At 74.2% G+C, this 26,168-nt stretch carries 20 protein-coding genes; 11 read left to right on the plus strand and 9 right to left on the minus strand.

The window, feature by feature from the left end; translation table 11 throughout:
- The 4 genes from ACZCAH_RS15030 to ACZCAH_RS15045 all read left to right on the plus strand — a co-directional run.
- On the plus strand, positions 1 to 647 hold a 647-nt coding region (locus tag ACZCAH_RS15030; RefSeq protein ID WP_464341856.1), incomplete at its 5' end, for a Gfo/Idh/MocA family protein.
- On the plus strand, positions 644 to 2,218 hold the full coding sequence (locus ACZCAH_RS15035; protein WP_464341857.1) for a glycosyltransferase: 1,575 nt from the start codon (positions 644 to 646) through the stop codon (positions 2,216 to 2,218). The genes ACZCAH_RS15030 and ACZCAH_RS15035, both read left to right, overlap by 4 nt.
- On the plus strand, positions 2,215 to 4,020 hold the full coding sequence (locus ACZCAH_RS15040) for an ABC transporter ATP-binding protein (protein WP_464341858.1): 1,806 nt from the start codon (positions 2,215 to 2,217) through the stop codon (positions 4,018 to 4,020). The genes ACZCAH_RS15035 and ACZCAH_RS15040 overlap by 4 nt, the downstream gene beginning before the upstream one ends.
- Complete coding sequence (locus ACZCAH_RS15045; protein ID WP_464341859.1) at positions 4,017 to 5,144, plus strand: glycosyltransferase family protein; 1,128 nt, start codon at positions 4,017 to 4,019, stop codon at positions 5,142 to 5,144. Before ACZCAH_RS15040 ends, ACZCAH_RS15045 begins: the two co-directional genes overlap by 4 nt.
- A gap of 79 nt (positions 5,145 to 5,223) precedes the next feature.
- Here ACZCAH_RS15045 and ACZCAH_RS15050 read toward each other — a convergent pair whose 3' ends face one another.
- Positions 5,224 to 7,251, minus strand: a complete 2,028-nt coding sequence (locus ACZCAH_RS15050; RefSeq protein WP_464341860.1) for a DUF6541 family protein — start codon at positions 7,249 to 7,251, stop codon at positions 5,224 to 5,226.
- A 135-nt stretch (positions 7,252 to 7,386) separates the two neighbouring features.
- Here ACZCAH_RS15050 and ACZCAH_RS15055 point away from each other — a divergent pair, with 135 nt between their 5' ends.
- Positions 7,387 to 8,487 carry a hypothetical protein gene (locus ACZCAH_RS15055; protein WP_464341861.1) on the plus strand — a complete coding sequence of 367 codons (1,101 nt, stop codon included), beginning with the start codon at positions 7,387 to 7,389 and terminating at the stop codon, positions 8,485 to 8,487.
- Here the strand turns inward: ACZCAH_RS15055 and ACZCAH_RS15060 are convergent.
- A complete protein-coding gene (locus tag ACZCAH_RS15060; RefSeq protein WP_464341862.1) occupies positions 8,456 to 10,153 on the minus strand; it encodes an asparagine synthase-related protein in 1,698 nt (565 codons plus the stop codon). The genes ACZCAH_RS15055 and ACZCAH_RS15060 overlap by 32 nt on opposite strands.
- Positions 10,154 to 10,327: 174 nt before the next feature.
- Between ACZCAH_RS15060 and ACZCAH_RS15065 the strand changes: the two genes are divergently transcribed.
- Together ACZCAH_RS15065 and ACZCAH_RS15070 are read left to right on the plus strand one after the other, a co-directional pair.
- Positions 10,328 to 11,587, plus strand: a complete 1,260-nt coding sequence (locus ACZCAH_RS15065; RefSeq protein ID WP_464341863.1) for a glycosyltransferase — start codon at positions 10,328 to 10,330, stop codon at positions 11,585 to 11,587.
- Positions 11,584 to 12,693, plus strand: coding sequence for a glycosyltransferase (locus ACZCAH_RS15070; RefSeq protein ID WP_464341864.1), 1,110 nt, complete (start codon positions 11,584 to 11,586; stop codon positions 12,691 to 12,693). Before ACZCAH_RS15065 ends, ACZCAH_RS15070 begins: the two co-directional genes overlap by 4 nt.
- Here the strand turns inward: ACZCAH_RS15070 and ACZCAH_RS15075 are convergent.
- Positions 12,677 to 13,792 (minus strand): glycosyltransferase, encoded by a 1,116-nt coding sequence (locus ACZCAH_RS15075; RefSeq protein ID WP_464341865.1) that lies wholly within the window; start codon positions 13,790 to 13,792, stop codon positions 12,677 to 12,679. The two genes, ACZCAH_RS15070 and ACZCAH_RS15075, sit on opposite strands and share 17 nt — an antisense overlap.
- Positions 13,793 to 13,939: 147 nt before the next feature.
- On the opposite strand from ACZCAH_RS15075, the gene wecB reads away from it, so the two are divergent.
- Both wecB and ACZCAH_RS15085 read left to right on the plus strand, forming a co-directional pair.
- Positions 13,940 to 15,004, plus strand: coding sequence for a non-hydrolyzing UDP-N-acetylglucosamine 2-epimerase (gene wecB / locus ACZCAH_RS15080; RefSeq protein ID WP_464341866.1), 1,065 nt, complete (start codon positions 13,940 to 13,942; stop codon positions 15,002 to 15,004).
- A gap of 53 nt (positions 15,005 to 15,057) precedes the next feature.
- Positions 15,058 to 16,194, plus strand: coding sequence for a glycosyltransferase (locus ACZCAH_RS15085; protein WP_464341867.1), 1,137 nt, complete (start codon positions 15,058 to 15,060; stop codon positions 16,192 to 16,194).
- 69 nt (positions 16,195 to 16,263) lie between these two features.
- Here ACZCAH_RS15085 and ACZCAH_RS15090 read toward each other — a convergent pair whose 3' ends face one another.
- The 4 genes from ACZCAH_RS15090 to ACZCAH_RS15105 all read right to left on the minus strand — a co-directional run bounded on the left by ACZCAH_RS15090 (position 16,264) and on the right by ACZCAH_RS15105 (position 21,155).
- Positions 16,264 to 17,379: an acyltransferase gene (locus tag ACZCAH_RS15090; RefSeq protein WP_464341868.1), complete on the minus strand. Its 1,116-nt coding sequence runs from the start codon at positions 17,377 to 17,379 to the stop codon at positions 16,264 to 16,266.
- A 71-nt stretch (positions 17,380 to 17,450) separates the two neighbouring features.
- On the minus strand, positions 17,451 to 19,400 hold the full coding sequence (locus ACZCAH_RS15095) for a DUF6541 family protein (protein ID WP_464341869.1): 1,950 nt from the start codon (positions 19,398 to 19,400) through the stop codon (positions 17,451 to 17,453).
- On the minus strand, positions 19,397 to 19,825 hold the full coding sequence (locus ACZCAH_RS15100) for a DUF2304 family protein (protein ID WP_464341870.1): 429 nt from the start codon (positions 19,823 to 19,825) through the stop codon (positions 19,397 to 19,399). The genes ACZCAH_RS15095 and ACZCAH_RS15100 overlap by 4 nt, the downstream gene beginning before the upstream one ends.
- A gap of 4 nt (positions 19,826 to 19,829) precedes the next feature.
- The gene (locus tag ACZCAH_RS15105; protein ID WP_464341871.1) at positions 19,830 to 21,155 is read right to left on the minus strand and encodes a nucleotide sugar dehydrogenase; all 1,326 of its coding nucleotides are present in this window, start codon (positions 21,153 to 21,155) and stop codon (positions 19,830 to 19,832) included.
- Between the two features lie 246 nt (positions 21,156 to 21,401).
- On the opposite strand from ACZCAH_RS15105, the gene ACZCAH_RS15110 reads away from it, so the two are divergent.
- Positions 21,402 to 22,040, plus strand: a complete 639-nt coding sequence (locus ACZCAH_RS15110) for a glycosyltransferase family 2 protein (protein WP_464341875.1) — start codon at positions 21,402 to 21,404, stop codon at positions 22,038 to 22,040.
- 22 nt (positions 22,041 to 22,062) lie between these two features.
- Here the strand turns inward: ACZCAH_RS15110 and ACZCAH_RS15115 are convergent, their stop codons facing one another.
- Both ACZCAH_RS15115 and ACZCAH_RS15120 read right to left on the minus strand, forming a co-directional pair.
- Complete coding sequence (locus tag ACZCAH_RS15115; RefSeq protein WP_464341872.1) at positions 22,063 to 23,559, minus strand: ankyrin repeat domain-containing protein; 1,497 nt, start codon at positions 23,557 to 23,559, stop codon at positions 22,063 to 22,065.
- 176 nt (positions 23,560 to 23,735) lie between these two features.
- Entirely contained in the window at positions 23,736 to 24,650 is a 915-nt protein-coding gene (locus ACZCAH_RS15120) for an LCP family protein (RefSeq protein ID WP_464341873.1), read from the minus strand.
- A gap of 575 nt (positions 24,651 to 25,225) precedes the next feature.
- Between ACZCAH_RS15120 and ACZCAH_RS15125 the strand changes: the two genes are divergently transcribed.
- The coding region (locus tag ACZCAH_RS15125; protein ID WP_464341874.1) for a glycosyltransferase at positions 25,226 to 26,168 on the plus strand (943 nt) is incomplete at its 3' end.

The following is a 26,168-nucleotide window of genomic DNA, read 5'->3' on the forward strand; positions in this document are numbered from 1 at the left end:
ACATCGAGCGCTTCAACCCCGCGCTGCAGGAGATGCGGCGCCGGATCGCCGACGGTCAGCTCGGGGAGATCTACCAGATCGTCACCCGCCGTCAGGGCGGCTTCCCCGCCCGGATCGCCGACGTCGGCGTGGTCAAGGACCTCGCGACCCACGACCTGGATCTCACCGCCTGGGTCGCCCAGTCGCCCTACGCCCAGGTCGCCGCGACCTCCACGCGCCGCTCGGGCCGCAAGGACGAGGACATGGTCTCGGTCGCGGGACGGCTCCGCGACGGCACCATCACCAACCACCTCGTCAACTGGCTGACCCCCTTCAAGGAGCGGGTCACCGTGGTCACGGGGGAGAAGGGTGCCCTGGTCGCGGACACCGTCAACGCCGACCTCACCTTCCACGCCAACGGGGAGAACGCCACGAACCTGTGGGAGTCGATGGCCTCGTTCCGCGGGGTCAGCGAGGGAGACTCGATCACCTACGCCCTGCAGCGCAAGGAGCCGCTCGCGACCGAGCACGAGGCCTTCCGCGACGCGATCCTCGGCGACAGCGCGAACATCGTCACCATGCGCGAGGGCCTGCACACGGTGCGCGCCGTCGAGGCCGTCCTCGAGAGCGCCCGCGAGGGCAGCGTCGTGGAGCTCGACGCCCTGTGATCCGGGACCTCCTGCTCGGGGCGCTTGCCGCGATCCCGGGCGCGGCGGGCCGTCGGGCGCGCTTCGTGCGGACCCGCGCGGCCCTCGAGGCGGGGGCTCCGGCACGGCAGGTCGAGGGACTCGTCCAGGAGCTGGTCGCCGAGGCCGAGCGGGAGCTCCGGGCGGGCCGGGACGAGACCGCGGCGGAGGCCCTCACCAAGGCTCTGGTGCTCCTGCTGCACCCCAGCCGCGCGCTCGGCGCCGCGATCCCGCCGCTGCTCGAGGGCCCTGCCGCCGTGCTCTCGGTGCTCGACGGCGGGAAGGTCGGCGAAGTGCTCCGCCGCCCGGGTGGCGTCCCCGCCGCCGGGGCCCGCGGCCTCCCCGGTGACGGGCCCGAGGGATCCTCGTCGGCCCCGGAGCCCTCCGCGTCCGCCGCCGGCCCCACCGAGGCCTCCGCCGACCGGCCCGCGACCGTGCTCGTGCTGAGCGGGGGAGGACTGAGCTTCCTGCGCCCCGTGATGGACTCCTGGCGCGCCGCCGGGCATGAGGTCCGCACCCTCACCGCGGACGAGCTGCCCGCGGCCGAGCGGCCCACCCTGCGCACCGTCGTCGGCGCCGCGATCACCACCTGGCGCACCGGTCGCCCCGCGCCCGTCCCCGCCGTCCTCGAGTCCGCGCTCGAGGGTGTCGACCACGTTCACGTCGAGTGGGGGGACCAGGTCGCCGCCTGGTTCTCGCACCTGGACCGGGGCGCGCGGACCCTCTCGGTCCGGATCCACAAGTACGAGATCCTCACCGCCTACCCGCAGCTGCTCGATGCGGCACGAGTGGACTCGCTGTGCTTCGTCGCCACCCACGTGCAGGAGGCCGCGGAGGCCATCGCCCCGCGGCTCACCGCGGCGCCGCGCACCCGGGTCACCGCGAACGCCCTCGACCTCGAGCGCTTCGTGGATCCGAGTCCGGCCGTGGACCTGCCCGCTGATCTGCCCTCCCGCGACCACGTCCTCGCCCTGGTGGGCTGGGCCGGTCCGGCCAAGGACGCCGACTTCGCCCTGGACGTGCTCGAGCACCTGCGAGCGGAGGATGCCGGGGCGCCCTGGACCCTCCTGCTCGTCGGGGAGGAGCCGGCCGTTTCGGGAGCCGACGCCCCGCGCGCCCGCGCCCTGCTCGCCCGCATCGCCGCGGCCGGAGACGCCGTGCACGTGCTGGGCCGCCGGGAGGACGTGCCCGGCGTGCTCGCCCGCAGCGGCTGGATCCTCTCCGCCTCCGTCATCGAGGGCACCCACGAGGCCGTCGCCGAGGGCGCCGCCTCCGCCTGCGTCCCCGTGGTGCGCGACTGGCCCCAGGTGAGCGCCCACGGCGGCGCCGGCACCGTCTACCCCGAGGGCTGGATCGTCCCCGATGATCCTGCCTCCGCTGCACGGCGGATCCTCGACCTCCGCGGCCGCCGCGCCGCCGAGGGCGACGCCGCCCGTGCCCTGATCCGACAGGACCGGGATCCCGTCGCTCTGGCCCCCGCCCAGGAGAGCTGGATCGGTCCCTCCCGTCCGTACCCCGGCGGCCCCGCCCGCCCCGAAGGAGGATCGGCGTGAACAGACTCCGCCGCACCGTCGCCGAGCTGCTGCCGCTGCTGCCCACCGGGGCGCAGCGCTTCCTCGGCCTCTACGCCGTCGCCCTCGCGGCGCTCGCCCTGCTCGACGTCGGGGCGCTCGGCCTCCTCGCCCTCGTGCTGTCGCCGCTGATCGGCGGGGCCACCACCGTGACCCTCCCGCTCATCGGGGACGTCTCCGGCACCGGGACGGTCGCGGTGCTCGCCGTCGCGACCGGACTGATGATATCCAAGAGCGTCATCGCGCTCGTGTGGACCTGGATCGCGACCCGGCGCATGTCCACCTACGAGCTCGCCATCGGCGACCGGCTGTTCTCCTCCTTCATCCGCGCCTCGTGGACCGACCGCCTCAGCCGCTCGACCGCCGAGCTGGTCCGCCTCGCCGACGTCGGCATCGCCAACACGATGTCCGGTGTGCTGCTCCCCGCCGCCTCCCTGCCGGGCGAGATCTGCACGACCCTCGCCGTGCTCGTGGTCCTCTTCGTCACCCAGCCCTCGACCGCCGCCGTCACGGTGATCTACCTCGGCGTCGTCGGGCTGTTCCTGTACTTCGTCATCACCCGCCGCTCGCTGCAGGCCGGGCGCGTCTCCCGCGACTACTCCTTCCGGGTCGCCCGGCTGATGACCGAGATGGTCGGCACCCTCAAGGAGATCGTGCTGCGGGACAAGCTCGACGCCGTCGGGCAGGTGGTCCACGACAACCGCCGCTTCTCCACCCGGGCCCGCGCGAACCTGCAGTTCCTCGCCGCCGCCCCCAAGTTCGTCGTCGAGGCGGCCCTCGTGCTGGGCTTCGTCGTGGTCGGGCTGACGGCCTACCTCGAGGGCGGCATGTCCGGAGCGCTCAGCTCCGTGGCGCTCTTCGGCATCGCCGGGCTGCGGATCGTGCCCGCGATCGTCCGCTTCCAGACCCTGATGTCGACCACCGCCGCGGCCATCCCGCATGCGGAGGCGGTCATCCGCGACATCCACACCACCGAGGAGTTCATCGCCAATCAGGAGGTCCTCGGCGAGGCGCCGATGGCCGAGCGGCCCCGCGAGCTGACCCTCGAGAAGGTCTCGTTCACCTATCCCGGGAGCGACAAGCCCGCGCTGCGCGATGTCGACCTCACCGTTCCGCTCGGCACGTCGCTCGGGCTCGTGGGCCGCTCGGGAGCCGGCAAGTCGACCCTCGTCGACCTGCTGCTGGGCCTGCTGACCACGGAGGACGGCCGGATCCGTCTCGACGGCCAGGACCTCCAGGAAGTGCTGAAGGCCTGGCGCTCCCGCGTCGGCTACGTCCCCCAGGACGTCGCCCTCTTCGACGCCACGATCGCGCAGAACGTCGCTCTGACCTGGGGTGACGATGCCGATGAGGAGAAGGTGAGGCGCTGCCTCGAGCAGGCTCAACTGCTCGAGACGGTGACCCAGCGTCCCGGCGGACTCCACGCCCGGATCGGCGAGCGGGGCCAGGCGCTCTCGGGCGGGCAGCGGCAGCGGCTGGGAATCGCCCGCGCCCTGTACAGCGACCCGCTGGTGCTGGTGATGGACGAGGCGACGAGTGCCCTCGACACCGCCACGGAGGACGCCATCACCCGCGCCATCGCCGAGCTGCACGGCGAGGTAACCGTGGTCGCCGTTGCGCACCGCCTCTCCACGATCCGCGGCTTCGACCAGATCTGCTTCATGGAGGACGCCCGCGTCCAGGCGGTCGGCACCTTCGACGAGCTCGTCGCCGAGGTCCCCGCCTTCTCCCTCCAGGCCCAGCTGGCCGGCCTCGTCGGCCCCGACGGAAAGCCCCTGCGATGACCACCGCCCGCCCGTCCCTCCTGATCATCTCCTTCTCGCCGATCGCGCGAGATGCCCGGATCCTCAAGCAGATCGCCCTGTTCCAGGACCGCTTCGACATCACCACCTGCGGGTACGGCCCGGCCCCCGACGGGGTCGCGCAGCACGTGCAGGTGCCGGAGGGCACGGTTAACCGGGTTAACGGCAAGCTCGCCGCGCTGCGGCAGTTCCGCCGCGTGTACTGGTCGCAGCAGGGACCGGCCTGGGCCCGCACCCGTCTGGCCGGCCGCTTCGACGCGGTGATCGCGAACGACGCCGACACCGTGCTGCTCGCCCTCGAGATCGCGCCCGCCGAGAAGGTCCACGTGGACCTGCACGAGTTCTTCCCCGCCCTCCACGCGCAGAACCCGACCTGGCGCCGCTTCGTGTCGCCCTACTTCCGCTGGGTCGTGCGGCGCCACGTGCGCCGCGCCGCCTCGGTCACCACCGTCTCCGCCGCGATCGCCCGCGAGTACGAGGGGCTCGTCGGGCATCCCGTCGGCGTGGTCACCAACGCCGCCCCGCACCGTGCCGACCTGCGTCCCACCCCCGTGCACCAGCCGCTGCGCCTGGTCCACTCCGGGGCGGCGCTGCGCAACCGCGATCTGGGGATCATCGTCGAGGGCGCGGCGCTCGCCACCGCCGACGTCCACCTGGACCTCTACCTCGCCCCCAACGACCCCGCCTACATCGAGGAGCTCCGGGAGGCCGGCCGGCGCAGCGGCCGCGTGACCGTGCACGACCCGGTCCCGTACCGCGAGCTCGCCGGCACCCTCAACCGCTCCGACGTCGGTGTGCACGTGCTGCCGCCCGTCAACCTCAATCACGAGCTGGCCCTGCCCAACAAGATCTTCGACTACACCCAGGCGCGGCTCGGCCTGCTGGTGGGGCCGAGTGTCGAGATGGCCGACCACGTGCGCGATCACGACCTCGGCGTGGTCGCGGCGGGCTTCACCGCGCAGGACGTCGCCACCGCGATCGACGAGCTCGCCGCGCAGGACGTCTCCCGCTTCAAGGCGAACTCCGACGCGATCGCCGAGCAGGTGGGGGCGGAGGCCGTGGTCACCGCCTGGGACCGGGCCATCTCCGCGATCATCTCCCGCTGAGGCGCTCCGCGGCGCCGCGGAGGACCCCGCGGGCTCTGCCGGGGCCGGCTCGGCAGGGGACGGATCAGCCGGAGTCGTCTCAGCAGGTGACGTCGAAGCGGTACAGGGCGTAGTCGCCCTCGCGCGCCACGAGCACCATGTCGTCGGTGTCGAGTGCGTCGAGCCCCGCGAACTCCTCGTTCTGCGGCGCCGTGGCCCCGGCCCTACCGGAGTCGGAGCTGGTGTCGCGGTAGAAGTAGTTCGCGCCGGTGGACTCGAGCGCCGCGCACACCCGTGGTACCTCGTCCATCTGGTCGGCGTAGCGCGCGACGCGCTTGCGCGGGACGTCCGAGGGCGGCTGCAGGTACGGGAGGACGACCTCGCGCCCGCCGAGCGCGTAGTAGAGCGTGGTGCCGTCCCGCGGATCGCCGAGGACCACCGCGTCCTCGGGAAGGAGATCCGCCGACCGGCGGATGAACTCCTCCTCCTGCTCCGAGACGTAGATCTTGTAGGCCGTGCCCTCCGGGTGGTACGTCGCGGTGGCGAGCGTGCCGACGCGCCCGACCGGGAGGGTGCCCGCGAGCACCAGCACGACGACCAGCGTGATCAGCAGCGGGGCCCCCAGCAGGCGCGTGATCGTGTCGGAGGACTCCTGCTCCCGACGTCGACGCGCGGCCGCGAGAAGGGACTGGATGCCCACCCCCGCGAGCGCGACCACGCCGATCGCCATGACCGGCCCGAGGCGCTCCCGATCCCCGTACCAGGGCCAGGTCAGGAACGGTCCGAGCGGGCCGGGAACGAGCGCGGTGATCATCAGCAGGACCACCGCGGCGAGACCCGCGCCCAGGCCGATCACCGTCACCGAGCGGCGCCGGATCCCCGCGATCAGCCCGCAGGCGGCCAGGAGCCACGGCAGCAGAGCCCACTGCGGGGCGAAGACCAGCTCGCCGAAGGCCGGCCGGTCGGTCAGCACGACCCCGAGCGCCGTGAGCACGTCACCGGACTCGAGCCGCCCGAAGAAGGAGGACATGGTCGCGTAGCGGGAGGAGGCGACCAGCGCGAGCAAACCCAGGGCGAGGGCGTAGGCGATCAGCAGCGCGATCCCGCGACGCCGCTCCGCGGCGACGCGGACGGCGCGCACCGCGTCGGCCAGGAGCACGGGCGCGATGAGCAACAGGGCGAAGGCGGTCGAGGGATGCGTCGCGGCGGTGCCGCCCACGGTCGCCAGGAGCACGACGATCGAACGGGTGAGATGCGGATCGGCACGGCGGCCGTGGCGCAGGTGCAGCAGGGCGGCGAGCAGGGCCGGGAGCAGGGCGACGCCAAGGGCGTAGGGCCACAGGCCCGCGCGCAGCAGGATCGAGGGGAAGGTCGCCAGCGCCGGCAGCAGCAGCAGGGCCGCGAGAGAGGCCCGCCGGTCTTGCCCCGGGGGCAGCACCTGGTCCATCAGGGCGAGCATGGTCAGCGGGAGCACCATCAGCGTCGCGACGACGAGGCTGTTCGCGGCGGTCACCACGTCCCCGGGCAGCAGCGCGGCGACCGAGTGCCAGCCCACCGGGTAGGGGACCACCTCGCGGTCGTACAGCGGGCCGAGGGCCGTGAAGGGGAAGGCGTCGCCGCCCGTGCGCACCTGCCGCAGCGCGGACAGGTGGAAGAAGGCGTCGAAGGGCTGGGGCAGCTCGTCGAGATCGCCGATGGCGCGGACGGCGGGGACCACGGAGGCGAACCCGACGCCCAGGGCCAGCAGCGGCGGGGCGGCCAGCGCCAGGAGCCGCACCCCGCGCCGGTGGCCGACGCTCGCCGGATCCGCCTCGGGGTGCGGGTCGAGGGGCTGCAGCACGGGGGAGGTCGACTGCGTCCACACGGTGCGGCCCAGCAGCGCGGCGAGGACCAGCATGAGGGCGAGGGAGACCGCGACGACCGCACGGTCATAGGGGAGTCCCAGCAGCTTCGCGAGCGCGGAGGTGACGGTGAGGGCGGCGACGGTGACCGGCGGCGCGAGACCGTAGCGGCGACGGATCGGCACCCGGGCGAGCACGAGGATCCCCCATCCGGGCAGGACCAGCAGTGCTAGGGTGCAGCCGATCGCCACCCCCCAGGGGAGAGCGGCGTCGATCAGCTCGCCCACGGCTTCCTCCCTTGACGGCTGCCCCCGTCCCGGCACCGGAGGCCAGCTCGCAAGCTACCACGGGCGCGTCGGGCTCCCGCTCCGCGCCCGCCCGGTGCCGCCGCGGTCTGTGGCACAGGAAACGGAAGGATCCCCATGCCCCTCGCCCCCGGAGCCCGCGACGTGACCGTCGCGATCCCTGTCCACACCCCGTCGCGTCCGATCGAGCGGGCGGTCGGCTCCGTCGTCGCCGACGGGGCCCGGGCGGTCGTGGTCTGTCACAACACCGACCCGGGACCGATCGGCGATCGGCTCGCGGGCCTGGAGGGTGACATCGAGCTGCTCACCCTCGAGGACGGCATCCCCTCCCCGGCGGGTCCTCTGAACCATGGTCTCGATGTCGTGCGCACCCCTTACTCCACGGTGCTGGGCTCGGACGACTTCTTCGAGGCGGGCGCGCTCAGCGCCTGGGCCGAGCTGGCCCGCGGCGGGGCGGACCTCGTGCTGATGCGCACCCGCACCGTGGACCACGAGCACCCGGAGCGTTCGAGCCCCGGCACCATCCCGCACGTCCGGGTGGGGAGGCGTCGTCGGCTCGGGGCGGTCGCCGACCGCCTCGGCTATCGCACCGGTCCCATGATCCTGGCCCGCACCGACCTGCTGCGCCGCGAGGGGATCCGGATGCGCGAGGGGCTGCGCCACGGGGAGGACCTCGAGTTCACCGCCCGCGCCTTCCTCACCGCGGGACGGATCGATCTGGCGCGGGCGGGCCTGCCCCACCACGTGGTCGTCGCCGGAGCCGCCGATCGCATCCAGGCGGTGCGCTTCGGGGTCGAGGAGATGCTGCGGCCCGCGGCCCTGCTCCGCGGCCAGGAGTGGTTCCGGGCCGCCCCTGCCCCGTTCCGCCGCGCCTACGCCGTGCGCACCGTGCGGCGCGACGTGATCGGCACGCTGCTGCGCCATGCGCCGACCCTGGGCGACGAGGACGTCGCGGCGCTGCGGGCCGAGCTCGCCACCTGGCGGGAGCTCGCCGTGATCGACACGGCGCTCTCGCGGGGCGAGGCGCGGCTCCTGGGGGAGATGGCGCGCGCGTCAGACGTCGCGGGCATGCGCCGCGTCGCGGACGCATGGTCCGGCCTGGGGGCGGTCGACCGGCTGCTCCCCGCCTCCGCGCAGGGACTGCTCGATCGCGAGCAGCGGGCGCGCCATGCCGCCAGCGGCGTCCTCAACCGTCTGTGGGATCGAGCGCGTCCCTGATCTCGGGGGTGCCCCAGGTCATCGGGTCCCGCCAGTCGAACACCGGATTCCACGTCCCCGCGAGGAAGGCCCGGGAGAACACCCCGATCGGGGTCGTCCCGAGAGCGACGGCGGCCCCGTAACGGGCCGGGGACGGGGCGAAGGCCTCGAAGGCCATCGGGTGGCGGAGGTTGGTGCGGGTCGACGCGGCGTGCTCGGCCAGGCGCAACAGGCCGACGCGGGACAGCGCCGCTTTCATCTGCTGCCGGCGCTCCTCGGGCACGGCGGTGGGCACCCAGAAGGACAGCTCCTCGGCACCGGGGCCGGCGGTGTCCCGGAACACCTGGTCGGTCATGGCGCGGTACCAGTCGCGGTCGCGGGTCAGGCGCCAGTCGAGGTCGGCGACGATACGGTGCAGCGGGAGGTCCAGCATCGGCATCGCCCAGCCCAGCCCCGCGCTCTCGTAGCCGCGCACCGAGTTGAGGATGTACGTGCTCTGCCGCCCGTCGATGTTCACCGACTGCAGGGCCCGGGCGCGGGAGAGCGGGGAGCCGTCGTACCCCACACGGTCCAGCGCTCCCTCGACCTCCGCCCGCAGCACCGGATCTCGCAGCAGCGCCCGCGGCGCGCCCGCCTGCGAGAAGTGGCGGCGGATGATCGCCGCGACCAGGTCCTCCCGGCTCAGCTCCGGGGCGTCGAGGAGGTCGGCGTCCTTGAGGGTGCGCACGGCGGTGTGCCCGGGGACCACCACGGCCCGCGAGCGGTCCTCCGGCAGCAGGCCCTGCGCCGCGAGGCCGCGCAGCGCGAACCAGTCCTGGATGTGGGGGAGTGCGGCACCCGTGTAGGAGTCCCCGAGGAAGCGGGCGGTCTCGGGCTCGCGCCAGGCCGACCGGACCTGCTCGGGCGGTGTGGGCACGAAGGCCCACGGCAGTCCGAGCAGCTCGGCGACCCTCCGGGAGACCTCGACCTCGGCGGTGGGTCGCACTCCGTAGGTGAAGCACTGCACGTCCCGCGCCCCGGCGGCGACGAAGGCCGCCGCGAGCAGGCGGGAATCGGCACCGCCGCTCAGCGGGAGCAGGTAGCGGGCGCCGGGATCTGCGGCGACCAGGGTCGCGACCGCCTCGAGCAGGGCGTCCCGGAACAGGGCGCCGGCCTCGGCACCCTCGGTCACCGCGCCGCGGGCGGGCAACGCGAGGCGCCTGCGGCGGAGCGTCGACGAGCTCCCGTCGAGCCCGAGTTCCACGACGGCGTCCGGCGGGGTGCGGTGCACGTCCCGGTAGAGGGTTCGCTCGCCGAGCACGAGGCCGCCCCCGGCGAACTGGGCCACGGCTGCCTCATCGGGCCGCGGTGCGGATCCGGCGGCGCTCGCGAGGACCCGCACGTCGTCGGAGACCTCCCAGCGGGAGCCGGCGCGGCGCCAGAAGAGCGGGAAGGAGCGGTTCGCATCGGTGAGCAGGCGCGCCGAGCCGTCCGCGCGGATCTGGAGCACGGCGGCCTCGCCGCGGGCGGCGAGGGTGTCGAGCGCCTCCGCGGCGTCCCCGGCCACACGGAGGGTGCGGGCGATCTCCGCCGGCGTCCACCGGGGCGCGATCGCGAGGAGCTCCGTCCCGGGACCTGCCTCGACGCGCACCCAGTCACCGCGGGTGAGACGGGCGAGGGGAGCGGCGGCGCGCGGCGGAGTGGTCATCGGGCTCCTGGGGAGGGGCGGGGCACGGGGTGACGTACGATCCCCACGATACGACGCGGGTCGCGTGCCGTGGTTCGGCCCTGGTCCGGCTCTGGTTCGGCCCTGGTTCGGCCCCGGTTCGGCCCTGGTCCGGTCCCGGCCCGCGCATCGCCTCGCAGAAAGGAAGGACCCCGCATGCACGTCCTGCTGGTCCCCTCCTGGTACCCGCGCGGCGCGTCGGACCCCGGCGGCTCCTTCTTCCGCGAGCAGGCCGAGATCCTCGCCGCGGCGGGGCACACCGTGAGCGTCCTCGCCGCCGAGCTCACCTACCCCGACCCCCGCCGCCCCGCCGCGGCCCTGGCCGCGCTCGCCGGGACGCTTGCCCTGCAGGAGAGCCGCGAGGGCGCGCTGCGGGTGCTGCGGCTGCGCGCCCCCGTCCCGCTCCCCGGAATCGCCGACCAGGTCACTGCGCTGCTCGCCCGGTGGGCCGCACGGGTCGCCCGGCGGCTCCTCTCCGGGGTCGACGTGGTCCACGCCCATTCCGTGCATCCGGCCGCGACGGTCGCCCGCGCCGTCGCCGGCGCCCTCGACGTCCCCTGGGTGCTGACCGAGCACCGCCCCTCGGCGGTGACCGCTCTGCTCCCGCCCCGCCGCGAGCGGGCACGGGGCGAACTGCTGCGCGCGGCCGACGCACTGAGCGCCGTCAGCCGAGGGCTCGCCGGGGCGATGGAGGAGCGACACGGCCTCGCCTCGGGGAGTGTGGAGGTCCTGCCGAACCCGCTGTCGGCGGTGCTCGTCGCCCAGCCCGCGCCGGAGCCCGCGGATCGCCAGGTCCCCGTCACGCGCTTCCTGCACCTGTCCCATCTCGCCCCGATCAAGCGGGTGGACCGGATCGTCGCCGCCTTCCGCGCGCTGCGCTCCGACGCCCCGCGGGAGCTGGTCATCGCCGGAGGGTCGCCGGAGCGGGTGCGCCGGCTCTCCGTCGAGCTGGACCTCCCCGTGCTCGACGGTCTCCCGCCGCGCGGACGGCTGGCCGAGCTCGCCCCCGGCGGCGCCGCGCTCGTCGGCTCCGTGGCCCGGGAGGACGTGCCGCGGGCGATGGCCACGGCCGACCGCTTCGTGCTGGCGAGCGAGCAGGAGTCCTTCGGCCTGGTCCTCGCCGAATCCCTGCTGGTAGGCGTGCCGGTGATCGCCGTCGATGCCTGGGGACCGCGAGACGTGGTGGGGGAGGATCCGCGCCGCGGCGTGCTCGTGCCGCCGGAGGACGCCGAGGCCCTGCGCCGCGCCCTCGAGGAGGCGCTCGAGGACCGCGCGACCGGGGAGGAGCTTCCCCGCCCCGGACTGCGCGAGGACACGCTGGCGCGATATGGTCCCCCGGCGTACGTCGCGCGCGCCGAGACCCTGTGGCGCCGCTCCCTCGCCCCCGCCCCCCGCCCTGGAAGGACCGTTCCATGACCACGATGGTCTTCCACGCCCCCTACCCGGTGGTGGAGAACGGCACCGGTTCCGCCGCGCGCCCCCCGCGCCTGCTGCGCGCCTTCCGCGAGCTCGGGATCGAGGTCCTCGACGTGACCGGGCACGGGGCCGAACGGGCCCGAAAGCTGCGCGCCCTGCGGCGTCGGCTGCGGGCCGGGCAGCGGATCGACTTCGCGTACGGCGAGTCCTCGACCATGCCGACCGTCCTCACCGAGCCGCATCATCTGCCCACCCACCCCCTCGTCGACCTCGCGCTGCTGCGCCTGCTGCGCGCGCACGGGGTGCCGACGGGGCTGTTCTACCGGGACGTCTACTGGCGGTTCCCGGCCTACGACCTCAGCGTCCCCCGTCTCGTGGGGCTCGGCACCAAGACGCTCTACCACGCGGAGCTCCAGGTCATGGGGCGCTGGCTCGACCGTCTCTACCTGCCATCGGCGCAGATGGCCGCTTACGTCCCGCACGTGGACCCCGCGATCACTCGGGCCCTGCCCCCCGGTGGGGTCCTCACGGATCTCGCCGCCGCGCACGGGCGGCGCCCCGACGAGCCGCTGCGGATCTTCTACGTCGGCAACGTCTCGGACTACTACCGGATGCACTCGCTGTTCGCCGGGGCGGCGCGGGTCGACGGCGTGGAGCTGACGGTCTGCGTGCCGCCCGAGGCCTGGGAGGCGGTGCGATCCGAGTACGAGCCGCTGATCGCCGACGGTCCGGGCCGCGTGCGCGTCGTCCACGGCCGCGGCGCCGAGCTCGAGCCGTACTTCGCCGCCGCGGACCTCTGCGCCCTCGTCGTCGAGCCGGCCGAGTACCGCGACTTCGCGGCGCCGATCAAGCTGTTCGAGTACATCGGGCACGGCCTGCCCGTGCTCGCCTCGGCGGGCACCCATGCCGCGGACCTCGTGACGAGCGAGGGGATGGGCTGGTCCGTCGACTACGACGCCGACGCCGTCGCCGCGCGGCTGGTCGCGCTCCGCGACGACCCTGCCGAGGTGGAGCGGGTGCGGGACGCGGTGCGCCGAGGGCGCGAGCACCACTCCTGGGAGGCCCGGGCCCGTCAGGTCGCGGAGGACCTCAGCGCGCTGCGCTGACCGCCCGGCGGTACACCGCGTCGTAGCCGCGGCCCACCGTCGGCGTCGAGAAGGAGTCCCCGATGGTCGCCGCGATCTCGGCGGCGGGCAGCTCCCGCGTGCGGGCGTCGACGGCGAGGACCGCGTCGGCATAGGCGCCCGCGTCCTGGACGTCCACGAGGGCACCCACCTCGTCCCGCACGTACTCGCCCTGTCCTCCCGTGGCGCCGAGGACCACCGGCCGACCCGCGACGATCGCCTCGGCCGCGGAGACGAAGAAGTTGTCCGCCCGGGTGGGGCCGAAGAAGAGATCGGCCGCCGAGAGGTGGGCGACCACGCCCGCCGCGTCGACGGTGCCGACGAGATCGACCCGCTCCGACACGCCCAGCCGGCGCGCCTCCTCGGCGGTCGCCTCCCGCAGGGGCCCGTCGCCGAGCCAGGTGAGGTGGGCGTCGACGCCGCGACCGACGAGCTCGGCGATCGTCGCGACCGCCACCAGCGGGTCCTTCCGCGGGATCAGCCCGCCGGTCGAGACCAGGCGCAGGCTGCCGTCGGAACGGTCGCGCCGCGGCACGACAGCGTGGGGATCGACGATGCAGGGCACGATGTCGACCGGGCGCGTCCCGCGCACCGCACGGATCGGCTCCGCGAGGAACTCGCAGACGGAGGTCACCCGGTCGGGCCCGCGCAGCACCCGCGCCAGGAGCGGCAGCGCCGGGCGCACCGGCGCCGGCAACGAGGCCGGGGTGGACAGCGCCGACCAGTGCTCCGTGTGGACCCAGGCGGCATCCTGCGGGACCGGGCTCAGCCCCGGCACCGAGAACGGCAGCAGGGAGGGGAAGGCCATGGTGTGGACCACGTCGGCACCCGCGAGCGCCGGGCCGAGGGCGCGGGCGGCGGACAGCACCTCGGCGGGACGGCGCGGCGACATCGGCACACGCAGCACCTCGAGGCCCTCGACGACCTCCCGCACGGTGCCGTCGGCGTCCTGCGGCGGCACCAGGTGCACAAGGCGCACCTCGTGGTGCCGGGCGATCGCCAGCAGGTCGCGCAGCACGAACGAGCCGCGGCTCGGAGCGGCGGCGGTCGGGAACCAGGCGCTGACGGCGGTGATCCTCACGGGACTCCCTTCGGAGGGGACGGGGGCGGGCACGGCCCGGCCCCGAGGGTATCGCCTGCGCCGTCGGCGGCCCGAATGCCGATACAGTGGCCCCTGCCCTCGGGTCGCCCCCGGGGCACACCAGCCGCCATCGCCCCGGGAGTCCTCATGAAGATCCTGTCCGTCGTGGGCGCACGCCCGCAGTTCGTCAAGCTCGCAGCGATCGCGGACGCGGCCGCGCAGCGGGACGACGTCGAGCACGTCATCGTCCACACCGGACAGCACTACGACGCCGCGATGAGCGACGTCTTCTTCGCCGATCTGCGGATCCCAGCTCCCGACGTGAACCTCGCCGTCGGCTCCGGCTCGCACGGCCGCCAGACCGGCGCGATGCTCGCCGGCATGGACGAGGTCCTCGAGGAGCACCGCCCCGACTGGACCCTCGTCTACGGCGACACCAACTCGACGCTCGCCGGCACCCTCTCCGCCGTGAAGATGCACCTCAAGGTCGCCCACCTCGAGGCCGGCCTGCGCTCCTTCAACCGGCGCATGCCCGAGGAGCACAACCGCGTCCTCACCGACCACGCCGCGGACCTCCTCCTCGCGCCCACCGAGGTCGCCCGCGAGCACCTCGCCGCGGAGGGCCTCGCCGGGCGGACCCTCGTCACCGGCGACGTGATGACCGACGTGTGCCTGCGCGTCGCCGAGTCCGTGAAGGACGTCCCGGTCGTGCTGCCCGACGGCATCGACCCCGCCTCCGACTACGCGGTCGCCACCATCCACCGCGCGGACAACACCGACGACCCGGCCCGACTCGCCGCGATCGTCGCCGCCCTCCAGGCCCTCGACATGCCGCTGGCCCTCTTCGCCCATCCCCGCCTCGTCGCGAAGGCCGAGGAGGCCGGGATCGAGCTGGCCGGCGGCGCCGTCCACGTCGGCGCCCCCGTCGCCTACCCGGACCTGGTCAACGCCGTCCAGCACGCCGCCGCCGTCGTCACCGACTCCGGCGGCCTGCAGAAGGAGGCCTACCTCCTCGGCACCCCCACCTCGACCGTCCGCACCGAGACCGAATGGGTCGAGACCCTCGAGAACGACTGGAACCGCCTCGTCGTCGACCCCTCCGAGCTGACCGCCGCGGTCACCCGCCCCCGCCCCACCGCGGACCGCCCGGCCCACTACGGCGACGGCACCGCCGCCCTGCGCAGCGTCGACGCGCTGCGCGAGCGGGCCTGATGCTGAGGATCCGCCGCACGCCCGCCGCGGCCGGATCGCGACGGCCGCCCCGGGTGGCCGTCGCGACCCGGGTCTACGCCCCCGAGCCGGTCGCGGCCGCCTTCCGGCAGCAGGCGCTCGTGACCGCGCTCGAGGAGGCCGGGGCCGAGGTCACGGTGCTCACCACCACCGTGCCCGGCGCCGCGCGGCGACGCGAGGTCGGCATCTCCCGCTTTCCCGTGAAGCGGGACTCCCAGGGGCAGGTGCGCGGCTACGTCTCCTATCTCAGCTTCGACGTGCCGCTCGCGCTCCGGCTCCTGCTCCGCCGCGACCTCAACGCCCTCGTGCTCGAGCCGCCGCCCACCACCGGGCTGGTCGGCATGGTCGCGGCCGCGCTCCGGCGCGTGCCGTACACCTTCTACGCGGCGGACATCTGGTCCGATGCGACGGACAGCGTCGAGGGCGTCCCCGCTCCGGTCCGCACCGCGGTGCGGATCGCGGAGACCACCGTGTGGCGGCGCGCCGCGCGCGTGCTCACCATCTCCCCGGGCGTGCAGCACCGCGTCGAGCAGCTGATCGGCGCCCGGGACTCGCTGGTGATGGTCGGCAACGGCATCGACACCGACACCTTCTCGGACGAGGGCCCCGACGCGGGCGAGCACGGACCGTACTTCGTGTACGCGGGCACCGTCTCCGAGTGGCAGGGAGCCGACATCTTCGTCGACGCCTTCGCCGCGGTCCGGGCCGAGCATCCGGGCGCCCGGCTGCTGTTCTTCTCCGAGGGCAGCGGACGGGACCAGCTCGAGCGCACCGTCGCCGAGAAGGGCATCGAGGGCATCGAGTTCCGCGACAAGATCCCGCCGGCCCAGGTCGCCGCGTTCCTCCGTGGCGCGGTCGCCGGGCTCTCCTCGATCACCCCCGGCCAGGGGTACGAGTTCGCGCTGCCCACCAAGATCTACGCCGCGACCGCCACCGGAACCCCGGTGATCCACGCGGGCGAGGGCTCCGCCCATGACCGCATCCGGGACAACGGTCTCGGCTGGGCCTGCGACTACGACGCGGACCAGGTCGCGGAGGCGATGACGCGGGCGCTCGAAGGGGCGGACGTGCCCTCGGCCGCACACCTGCGCGCCTGGACGCAGGAGAACGCCTCCCTCGCCGGCTGCGCCGCACAGGCCGCCCGCGCGGTGCTCTCCTCGCTGGACGACTGAGACCGGTCCCGATCACCCCGACGCCGCGGGCGACGCGGCTGACCGGGACGGCAGGGCCTGCGCGATGGATCAGAGGATCCGGCGCAGTCCCGGGATACGCGCACCGATCAGGGCGAACGCCGTCGAGAGGGCGATCGTCACCACGAAGCAGACGGCCATCGGCGCCGGGTCGAACGTGGCGAGCCACGGCACCACACGGAGCCCCGCGAGCACCGCGAAGTGCACCAGGAAGACCCCGAAGGTCGCCTCCCCGAGGCGGCGCAGGATCCTGCCCGTCCGCTCGGAGACCCGCCAGCTGCGGCAGAGCGAGCTCACCGCGGCCATCAGCAGCACCGCGTACAGCACCGTCGGCAGCGACACGTAGCTGGGCGCGAGCATCGCGATCCAGGGATCCGGGGTCGCCACGTCGCGCTGATCCCGCAACGCCTCGTACAGCCAGGTCAGCAGGGCCACGAACAGCGGGGCGCTCGCGAGCGCGGCCCAGGCGGCGTGGCGCGGGAGCGGGCTCACGAGCATCGCCCGGCCCAGCACGAAGTAGCCGACGTACATCAGGGCGAAGGTGGTCGCCCCGGCGGTCAGCGGGGCGGCGGGCAGCAGCTCGAGGGCCGCGAGCTGCCCCAGCGCCATCACCAGCACCGTCCACCCCGCGGCGGCCAGGCCCAGGATCCAGCCGCGTCGGCCCTCGTCGACCTGCAGGAAGGGCTGCAGCACCGGGGTGAGCAGGTAGAGCCCGGCGATCGCCCAGAGGAAGTAGAGGTGCGTGTAGGCGTCTCCGCCGACCAGCATGTCGAGCACGTCGGGGCCGGTGAACCGCTGTTCGCTGAGCACCATCCGCACCGCGAGCACGTAGAACAGGGACCACACGACCAGGGCGGGCAGGATGCGGACGGCCCGGCGCCGCAGGAAGTCCGCGGGACCGCGCCGCAGGGCGCGGGGGTCGAGGCTCAGCGCTCCGGACATCATGAAGAACACCGGGACCGCTGCGATCAGCGCCATGTCCAGCGCGACCAGGGCGATCCCCGACTCACCGGAGCTGACCCCGCCGCCGATCACGTGGATCGCGACCACTCCGAGGACGGCGACGACGCGTGCGACGTCGAGGAAGGGGAGGTACTCGCGGGTGGAGTCGCCGGACGCGGGGGAGGGGGCCGATGCGGTGCCCGGCACGGGGGCGGTGGAGGACATCTGGCGAGCATCGCAGATGGGCGCGGTCGATGCGCTCCGCCGCCGCGCGGCGATTCTCACGTCCCGCCGGGTCAGCGGCCCGGATCGCACTCCACCCGCAGCAGCCGGGAGTGCTCGGTCTCGAAGACCACCTCGCCGAGCGACTCGTCGGCCTGACCTATCGGCGCGTACCGCGGGTCGTACTGGTAGAGCAGACGGTCCTGATAGATGTAGCCGATGTCGCGGTCCAGCAGATTCCGGCAGTGCGCGGGGGACTCGGCGGCCAGCGGCACCGAGTAGATGGTGTTCTGATCCGCCTCGGTGAGCGAGAGCCCGGCGACGGGCAGATAGACGTCGACCCCCTCGATCGCGTACAGGTGCGAGGCCCCGGAGAAGGGGCTGCCGAGCACCTTCTGGTCGGGGTCGAGGTCGGGCGCGACCCGGGCCCAGGCCTCGAGCTCGTCCTGCTGCAGGAAGCGACCGCGCCCCGAGTACTCCGCTGCGAGGTTCTTCGCGGCGTTGTCGGCGCGGGTCGGGATCGAGGCGCCGACCGCGACGACGGCGACGAGGACCAGCACCAGGCCGATCGCCCGGCGCGGCAGGGAGGCGCGTTCCGCACTCCCGGCCCCGAGGAGCAGGGAACGCCACGCGCGCAGCCCGGGGACCAGCAGCAGCACGGACAACATGGCGAGCGGCATCGAGAGCCGGTCCTGCCCGCGGTACCAGAGGGCGGAGAAGTTGAGGGACGAGTCGAGGGCGGCGTCGAGATAGAGCACCGCCACCACGATCCAGGCCACCGCGACCCAGCGTGCCCCGCTGCGCAGCGAGGTGACGAGTCCGGGCCACCACACTGCGGCGAGGACCACGCCGAGCGCCATCGGCCACACCGTCAGCAGGCCCAGCAGGACCTCCCCGAGCGCCGACCACCAGGGCACCTGCAGGCCGCCGGTGAAGTCGGTGACCGAGGAGCCCAGCGGAGTGGTGCCGGCGACGATCACCGGGGCGATCACGACCAGCGGCACGAGGGCGAGCAGGGGACGGCGGCGCAGTGCGGGCGCCATGGTGCAGGCGGTGAGCACGGCGACCAGCACCAGGGCCAGGAGCGCGACGTTGGGGTGCAGCAGGCCGAGGCCGAGCAACGCGAACGCGGCGAGGGCCAGGGCGGCGAGGACGGGGCGGAGCCGTGCACGGTCCCCGCGCGGCGCGTCGTCGGAGGAGGGCAGGAGGGCGGGGGAGAGCGACTGCCACAGCGCGAGGACCGCCGCGAGCGCCCCGGGGAGGGCCGCGAACCCTGTGAGGTTCGGGATCGCCGAGAGATGGATCCACTCGTCCACGGGGGCGGCCGGCACGATCGCCGCCCCGATCCCGGCGGCGAAGGGGGCCCACGGCACGGCGGGGAACACCGTGCGGGCCAGGAGCGCCGTGCCCAGGATCCAGGGGAGCACGGCGAGGGCCAGCACCGCTCCGTTCAGCAGGATCGGCACCTCCACACCGGGCACGGAGGAGGCGAGCGCGTGGAAGCCCGCGGGATAGGCCGTGGGGGTCCCGGCGGTGTTGGAGACGGAGCCGAGATCCAGGCTCGAGGCGGTGCCGGTCTCCCGGATCCGCTGCAGCGCCGAGAGGTGGTACAGCGTGTCCCAGCGTTCGAGGACGACATCGGGACGACGGCCCTGCAGCAGGATCGGTCCCAGGGAGACCACCAGGGCCACGAGCATCCACAGGGGGGCGAGGGGCACGGCGCGCGGGGGCATGAGCGGCCCGTCGAGACCGGTCGACGGAAGGCGCACGCCGAGCCGGCGCAGCAGCAGCGCCGCCGCGGTGAGCAGCGCGCCGCACCCCAGCAGCGGCAGCAGCGACCAGGGGATCCCGAGGAAGGGGGAGATCAGGGCCGCGAGCCCCGCCGTCGCGGCGCCGACGGCCGGCGCTACGGCGAGGGACAGCTGGCGCGAGCCGCCGAGGACTCGGGGGATCGCGTAGCCGGGAAGATAGGCGGTCGCGAGGACGACCGCGATCGCGATCAGCAGCTGGGCGAGGTCGCTCATCCGTCCTGGGGGGTCCCGAGGGCGCGGGCGCGGTAGTCACCGGGCTGCTCGGCCTCGTCGAGGGCGAGCCGGCGCGCGAGATAGGTGGTGCGCTTCTCCGCGGCCTTGGTGCGCGCCTCCTGGAGGGCGAGGAAGCCGAGCAACACCAGCACCGTCGCGTACAGCAGCAGGTCAGCGCCGCGGCCCACGCCCACGATGTTCGCCACTCGGGTGAGCACCCCCGGGAACAGCACCGTGAGCACCGCGAACACCGCGAAGGCGATGATCAGCAGACGGCGCACCGCGAGCTGCTTCGCCCCGCGCTTCACGAACAGCCAGCCGACGATCACCACGATGCCCAGCACGAGCACGAGCTGGATGATGAAGGTGCGGCTGCTCACCCCGAGCGCGGGGCCGAGGGCGATCAGCTGGTCCAGACCCTCCACCGTCTCAGGCCTCCTCGGCCTGCTGGTGGGTGGAGGCGGAGCCGTCGCCGAGGACGAGGCGCGGGGTGCCGGCCCAGTTCTCGGCGGTGGTGATGTTGCGGCCGTCCACGACGAGCTTCACGCCGGGCATGTCGGCGGAGCCGATCTCCGCGTACTCGGGGTGGTTGGTCTGCACGATCACGAGGTCCGCGGCGTCGCCGATCGTGTAGGGATCCCAGCCGAAGCCGCGGAGCTCCTCGGCGTCGTAGAAGGTGTCGTGGACGGCGACCTCGGCGCCCCGTGCGCGCAGCTCCTCGACCACGGGGAAGACGCCGGAGAACGCGGTCTCCTTGACCCCGGTGCGGTAGGACGCGCCGAGCACCACGGCCTTCAGCCCCTCGAGGGAGCCGAGCAGGTTCGCGGCCCGCTCGACGAGGTGCGCGGGGACCGAGGCGTTCAGGGTGCGGGCGGTGCGCACGGTGGTCGCGTTCGGGTCGGTGGAGAGGTACAGCCGCGGGTACACGGGGATGCAGTGGCCGCCGACGGCGATGCCGGGCTGGTGGATGTGGGAGTACGGCTGCGAGTTGGAGGCCTCGATGACCTTGTACACGTCGATGCCGTTGTCCTGCGCGAACAGGGCGAACTCGTTCGCCAGCGCGATGTTCACGTCGCGGTAGGTGGTCTCGGCGAGCTTCGCCAGCTCGGAGGCCTCGGGCGAGCCGAGGTCCCACACCCCGTTGGGGCGGGGGAGGTCGGGGCGCTCGTCGAAGGTCAGCGCCGACTCGTAGAAGGTGCGGGCACGGGCTGTGCCCTCTTCGGAGATCGCGCCGATGAGCTTGGGGTACTTGCGCAGGTCCGCGAACACGCGACCGGTCAGGACCCGCTCGGGGGAGAAGACGGCGTAGAAGTCCTGGGACTCCTTCAGCCCGGAGATCTCCTCGATCATCGGCACGAAGCGGGTGCGCAGGGTGCCGACGGGGAGGGTGGTCTCGTAGGAGACGAGCGTGCCGGGGGTGAGGTGCTCGGCCAGGGAACGGGTCGCCGCGTCCATCCACGCGAAGTCCGGCTCCCACGTCGCGTCATTCACGAAGAGGGGGACGACGATCACCACGGCGTCGGCGCCGGGGATCGCCTCGGCGTAGTCGGTGGTCGCGCGGAGCTTCCCGGCGGGGACCAGCTCGGCGAGCTTCTCCTGGAGGTGGGCCTCCCCGGGGAAGGGCTCGGTCGCCTGGTTGATCAGCTCGACCTGGCGGGCGCTCACGTCCACGCCGATCACCTCGTGGCCGGCGTCCGCGAACTGCACCGCGAGCGGCAGGCCGATCTTCCCGAGGGCGACGACAGCGGTCTTCATGGGTACTCCTTCTCGGCGCCGTGGCGCGCCGCATGTGCGGGGATGACCGCTCGGGGGCGGCCCACCGTGACAGGGTATCCTCATCGGCCGTCGCCGACCTCGATGCGGCACGCCGCCCGTCGACCCGTCGCCAGCACCGGAGGAGAGCCTGTGAGCAAGACCGAGCCCCCGGGCGAGCAGGGCCCCGCGGGCGCCTCCGCACACCCCGCCTCGCCCGGCGCCGATCGCACCTGGTTCGTGGTGCCGATGTTCAACGAGGGCGAGGTCGTGGGCGACGTCATCCGCGCCCTGCGCACCCGCTATCCGCTGGTGGTGTGCGTCGACGACGGCAGCGAGGACGACTGCGGCAGGATCGCCGCCGAGGCCGGTGCCGTCGTGGTCCGCCATCCCTACAACATGGGGCAGGGCGCCGCGCTCAAGACCGGCATCGACTACGCGCTCCGCGATCCGCGGATGCGCCAGATCGTGACCTTCGACTCGGACGGCCAGCACCAGGTCGACGACGCCGCTTCGATGATCGCGATGCGGGAGGCGGAAGGGGTCGATGTCGTGCTCGGGTCCCGCTTCCTCGACTCCCGCACGAAGCCGGGCCTGATCAAGCGCATCGTGCTGCGCGGCGCGGTCTGGTACTCGAACATCACCTCCGGGGTGCGGCTGACCGACGCCCACAACGGACTGCGGGTGCTGGGCCGGCACGCCTGCGAGAAGATCACCATCGAGCAGAACCGGATGGCGCACGCCTCGGAGCTGGTCGAAGAGATCGGTCGCCATGAGCTGACGGTGCGCGAGCACCCGGTGCACATCCTCTACACCGATTACTCCCGGGCGAAGGGGCAGTCGGTGCTGAACTCGGTGAACATCGTCATCGACATGCTCTTCCGCTGACCCGTCCCCGGAGCGGCGGCCCTCAGCGCTCCTGCTCCGCCGCCTCGAGCAGCCCGGCGAGCTCCTCGCGCCCCGTGTGTCGTGCCCATCCGGCCGGGGTCGCTCCGTAGGTCGGATCGCGCAAGGTTGGGTCCGCGCAGCGGGCGAGGAGCAGCTCGACCGTCGCGTGGTCCCCGCGCACCGCTGCCTCGTGCAGCGCCGTGGCTCCCTCCGCCGTCCGCGCGTCGGGCGCGAAGCCTAGGTCCAGGAGCTGCGCGACGGCCTCGGGCCGGCCGAGAGCGGCGGCCTGCGCCACGAGATCCGGATGGCTCCGTTGCATCTCCCGCGCGACGGTTCGGTCCGCGAGGGCGTCGGCCGGGCCGAGCAGCGCCCCGAACGCCTCGTCCTCCTCCGTGAGGTCCGCCCCGCGCGCCCCGTGCTCCCGCAGCAGGCGGGCGACGCCCACGGCGCCGTGCCGCACGGCTTCCCGCAGCGGCGACCGGCCGCCGTGGAGGGGATGGGTGCTGGGCCGCTCCGGATCGGCGCCGGACTCCAGGAGCAGCCTCGCGCGCCCGGTGAGGTCGTGGCGGGCCGCGTGCAGCAGCGCCTCGGAGAGCTGCTGGGCGGGGGACTGGTGGCGCGGCGCGAGGAGCCGGTGCCAGGGCCCGCCGTCGCCGCGGCCGAGACCCGCCCGCAGCAGGAGCGCGAGCCAGGCGGTGTCGTCCCGCACCACGGTGTCGCCCGCGCCGCGGTCGTAGATCGTCTGGCTGTCGTTCGGATCCGCTCCGGCGGCCAGCAGCAGCTCGGCGAGGGCGGTCTTCGCGGGGTGCGGGGGAGCGCCCTGTTCCCCGCCCCCGAACACCCCGGTGAGCGCCGTGAACGGGGACGGCAGCGAGTCCCAGAGGAAGCCCATGTTCGGATCGGCTCCGGCTTCGAGCAGCAGCCGCAGCACCGCGGGATGGTCGGGCGCCTTCCCGTCCGGCAGCGGCCCGGACCAGCGGGAGTAGCACAGGTGCAGCAGCGGCGGCCAGCCGTAGGGGGCGCTCTCCCGCTGCACCGCGGCAGGGTCGGCGCGGAGCAGATCCCGGACCGCGTCCGGATCACCCAGCGCGGCGGCGACGGCGAGGTCCGAACGGGCCAGGTGCGGCTCGGCGGCGATCAGCACCGCGGCCGCTGCGAGGTCGGGGGCGCCGCGGCGGCTGTGATCCACGGTCATCGCCCGCAGCAGCTGCTCCCGGGGACCGGCGGTGGTCGCCTGATCGGGGCGGCGGGTCCGGGCGAGGACCTCGTCGACGTGCCGGCGCAGCGTGGGCCAGGACGCGAAGCCGTAGGACCTCGCGAGGGCCAGCTGCGCGGCGGCGAGGGGCAGGGCGGCCCCGTGGCCGTGCTCCGCGCCGAGCAGGGAGTCGGCGTCGGGGTGGTGCTCGCGCAGGAGCGCGAGGGCCTCGGGATCCCCGGACCGCACTCCGTCGCGCAGTCGCTTGGCCCGGCGCCGCAGCGCGGAGAGATCAGGATGGTCGGGAAGGTGCTGCAGGGACATGATGGCCTCCGCTCCGAGCCCGGCGTCCGCTGGATCGGGCAGGAGGGGAGACGGACATCCTCGTGCACGGCACCGAGGCGGGCTGAGCCCTTCCCGCGGACAGGCGGCGCCCTCGGTGCGCCGTCCGCAGTCTATCGCGGCCTCTCGATCCGGCGGGGCCCCGGGGAGGGGAGCGGCTATCCCGCCGCGGGCTCCGCGGAGCCGTCGGCGATGCCGTCGAAGAACGCGGCGACGTCGTCCTCGTCGGTGAGGATCGCGATGCCCGAGTGATTGGTGCGGTACTCGGGATCCTCGATCGGGATCGAGAGTGTGCGCCCGCTGCTCATCGCCGAGCGCGCCGTGAGGGCCATCCGCCCGATGGCGGGGATGCCGGTCCCCTCGGAGGTGATCAGCGCGTTGGATCCCGCGCCGGCGAGGCGAGCCTGGGCCACGGGGTTCAGCAGCACGCCGGGGGAGGTCACCCGGTCCATCAGGGCGCCGACGAACTGCTGCTGGCGCTGCTGGCGGCCGAGGTCCGCGGTAGGGTCGAAGTAGCGGGCGCGGACGAAGGCGAGCGCCTGGTCGCCGCCGACGTCGTGGCAGCCCTCGGTCATCTGCAGCCCCGACTTCGGATCGTCGACGTCCTGGTCGATGCAGAGGTTCACGTGGCCGACGGCGTCGACCATGTCGGCGACCCCGTCGAAGCCGACCTCGACGTAGTGGTCGATCGTCAGCCCGGTGAACTCCTCGACGGTCTCCACCAGCAACGAGGGACCGCCGAAGGCGAAGGCGGCGTTGAGCTTGTACCCGCCGTACCCGGGGATGTCCACGAGGGTGTCGCGGGGGAGGGAGACGAGGTAGCTGTTCCCGTTCGGGGCGCGATGCAGGAGCATGATCGTGTCCGTGCGGGCGCCCTCGGTGCCGTCGTCGGACACCTTCTCCCCGCCGCGGCCGTCGGAGCCCGCGATGAGATAGGTCGTGCCGGGCGTGTCCGCGGCCCCGGAGAGGGCGTCGACGTGCTCGATGCGGCTCCCGGCCCAGGCGGTGAGGCCCAGCCCCCAGCCCAGCACCACGACCAGCACCAGCACCAGGAGGGTCGCGCCGAGGCGCACGGCTCGCGGGGTGCGATGCCGGCGGCGCGGGTGCCGGCCGTTTGGGCCGCCTCCGCGGCTCGGGCTCCGGGGGGACTCGGGACCGCGGGGCCCGTCGCCGCCCTGCGCCAATCCGACCGCCGGGGGTGGGCCGGCCACGTCACCCGGCGCCTGCCCCCACGGCTCGGAGCGGGGTAGGGGCCGAGTCGCCGGGCCCTGCGCGACCGACGGCGGGAGGTCCTGCACCTCGGGCCGCATCGGGCGCGCGCTGCCGCCGGCGCGGGCGCGATGGCCCGCGGGTCGTCGCGGTCCGCCGGGGCGCCGCGAGCGCGGGGGCTGCTCGGTCACAGGCATCTCCTTTGCCGCCGAGAGGAGCCCTGCGGCAGGAGGTGCAGGGACCCTGAGGGGAAGCTCGGCGTCCGACAGGGTAGCGGCACCGCGGGCGCCCCGCGCCGCAGCCACGCACTCCCCGCCCGTCCGGTCCCCGAACCTCCCGCGAACCTTCACACGGCCCGCCCCTCCCCGTCCCCTCCCCGCCGTGCGCCTCCGTAGACTGGGCCCGTCGCCGCGGCGGCATCGACTGCGCAGGAGGATCCGTGACCCAATCTGCACCCTCGGGCGAGGCCCGGGCGAGTGATCGCACCGCCCACGCGGGAGCCGCCTCCCAGCGGATAGTCGCGGTGGTGGTCACCTACAACCGCGAGCAGCTGCTGCGCGAGTGCCTCGATGCGCTCGCCGCGCAGACCCGTCGGCCCGACGCGGTCGTGGTCATCGACAACGCCTCGAGCGATGCGAGCGGGAGCGTCGCCGACGAGCATCCGCTGGGGGCCGACGTCCTCCATCTGCGCCGCAACGTCGGCGGGGCCGGCGGCTTCGCCGCGGGGATCGCGCGCGCCCTCCAGCGGCACGGCGCCGACTGGGTGTGGGTGATGGACGACGACACCGTTCCGCGGCCCGCCGCCCTCGCCGAACTGCTGCGCTCCCTCGAGGCTTCGCCCGCGCGGCTCTCGGTGCTCAGCTCGCGCGCCGTCTGGACCGATGGTCGCCCCCACCCCATGAACAGCCAGCGGACCCGCCTCGGGGCGAGCACCCGCGAGAAGCAGGATGCCGCCCGCGCCCATGGCCGGCCGATACGGACCGCGAGCTACGTCTCCGCCCTGCTGAACGCGGAGGACGTTCGCCGACTGGGTCTGCCGATCGCCGACTACTTCATATGGTCCGACGACTTCGAGCACACGGGGCGCCTGCTGCGCCGCGGCCGCGGGATCGCGGTCCCCGGGTCGGTGGTCGAGCATCGCACCGTCCGCTTCGACAACGCCCAGGCGAACCCCGGCGGCCGCTTCTACTACGACGTGCGCAACCGCCTCTGGGCCCTGCTGCGCACCGACTCCTTCACCCCGCTGGAGCGGGCCCTCTACGGCGGCCGCACGGCCCTCGGGTGGACCGGGCAGCTGCTCCGCCACCGCGGGGACCTGCTCGGCAGCGGCCTGCGCGGGCTCCTCGCCGCCCTGGCCCGCGGTCCGCGGCCCTCGGCCCAGG

This window comes from Brachybacterium sp. B718/18 (assembly GCF_055454375.1).

Bases quoted from the DNA above. Each gene is read 5' to 3' on its own strand.
- ACZCAH_RS15095 (WP_464341869.1), bottom strand. From the start codon at position 19,400: ATGAGCGACCTCGCCCAGCTGCTGATCGCGATCGCGGTCGTCCTCGCG.
- ACZCAH_RS15045 (WP_464341859.1), top strand. From the start codon at position 4,017: ATGACCACCGCCCGCCCGTCCCTCCTGATCATCTCCTTCTCGCCGATC.
- wecB (WP_464341866.1), top strand. From the start codon at position 13,940: ATGAAGATCCTGTCCGTCGTGGGCGCACGCCCGCAGTTCGTCAAGCTC.
- ACZCAH_RS15105 (WP_464341871.1), bottom strand. From the start codon at position 21,155: ATGAAGACCGCTGTCGTCGCCCTCGGGAAGATCGGCCTGCCGCTCGCG.
- ACZCAH_RS15065 (WP_464341863.1), top strand. From the start codon at position 10,328: ATGCACGTCCTGCTGGTCCCCTCCTGGTACCCGCGCGGCGCGTCGGAC.
- ACZCAH_RS15055 (WP_464341861.1), top strand. From the start codon at position 7,387: ATGCCCCTCGCCCCCGGAGCCCGCGACGTGACCGTCGCGATCCCTGTC.
- ACZCAH_RS15070 (WP_464341864.1), top strand. From the start codon at position 11,584: ATGACCACGATGGTCTTCCACGCCCCCTACCCGGTGGTGGAGAACGGC.
- ACZCAH_RS15110 (WP_464341875.1), top strand. From the start codon at position 21,402: ATGTTCAACGAGGGCGAGGTCGTGGGCGACGTCATCCGCGCCCTGCGC.
- ACZCAH_RS15090 (WP_464341868.1), bottom strand. From the start codon at position 17,379: ATGTCCTCCACCGCCCCCGTGCCGGGCACCGCATCGGCCCCCTCCCCC.
- ACZCAH_RS15115 (WP_464341872.1), bottom strand. From the start codon at position 23,559: ATGTCCCTGCAGCACCTTCCCGACCATCCTGATCTCTCCGCGCTGCGG.
- ACZCAH_RS15060 (WP_464341862.1), bottom strand. From the start codon at position 10,153: ATGACCACTCCGCCGCGCGCCGCCGCTCCCCTCGCCCGTCTCACCCGC.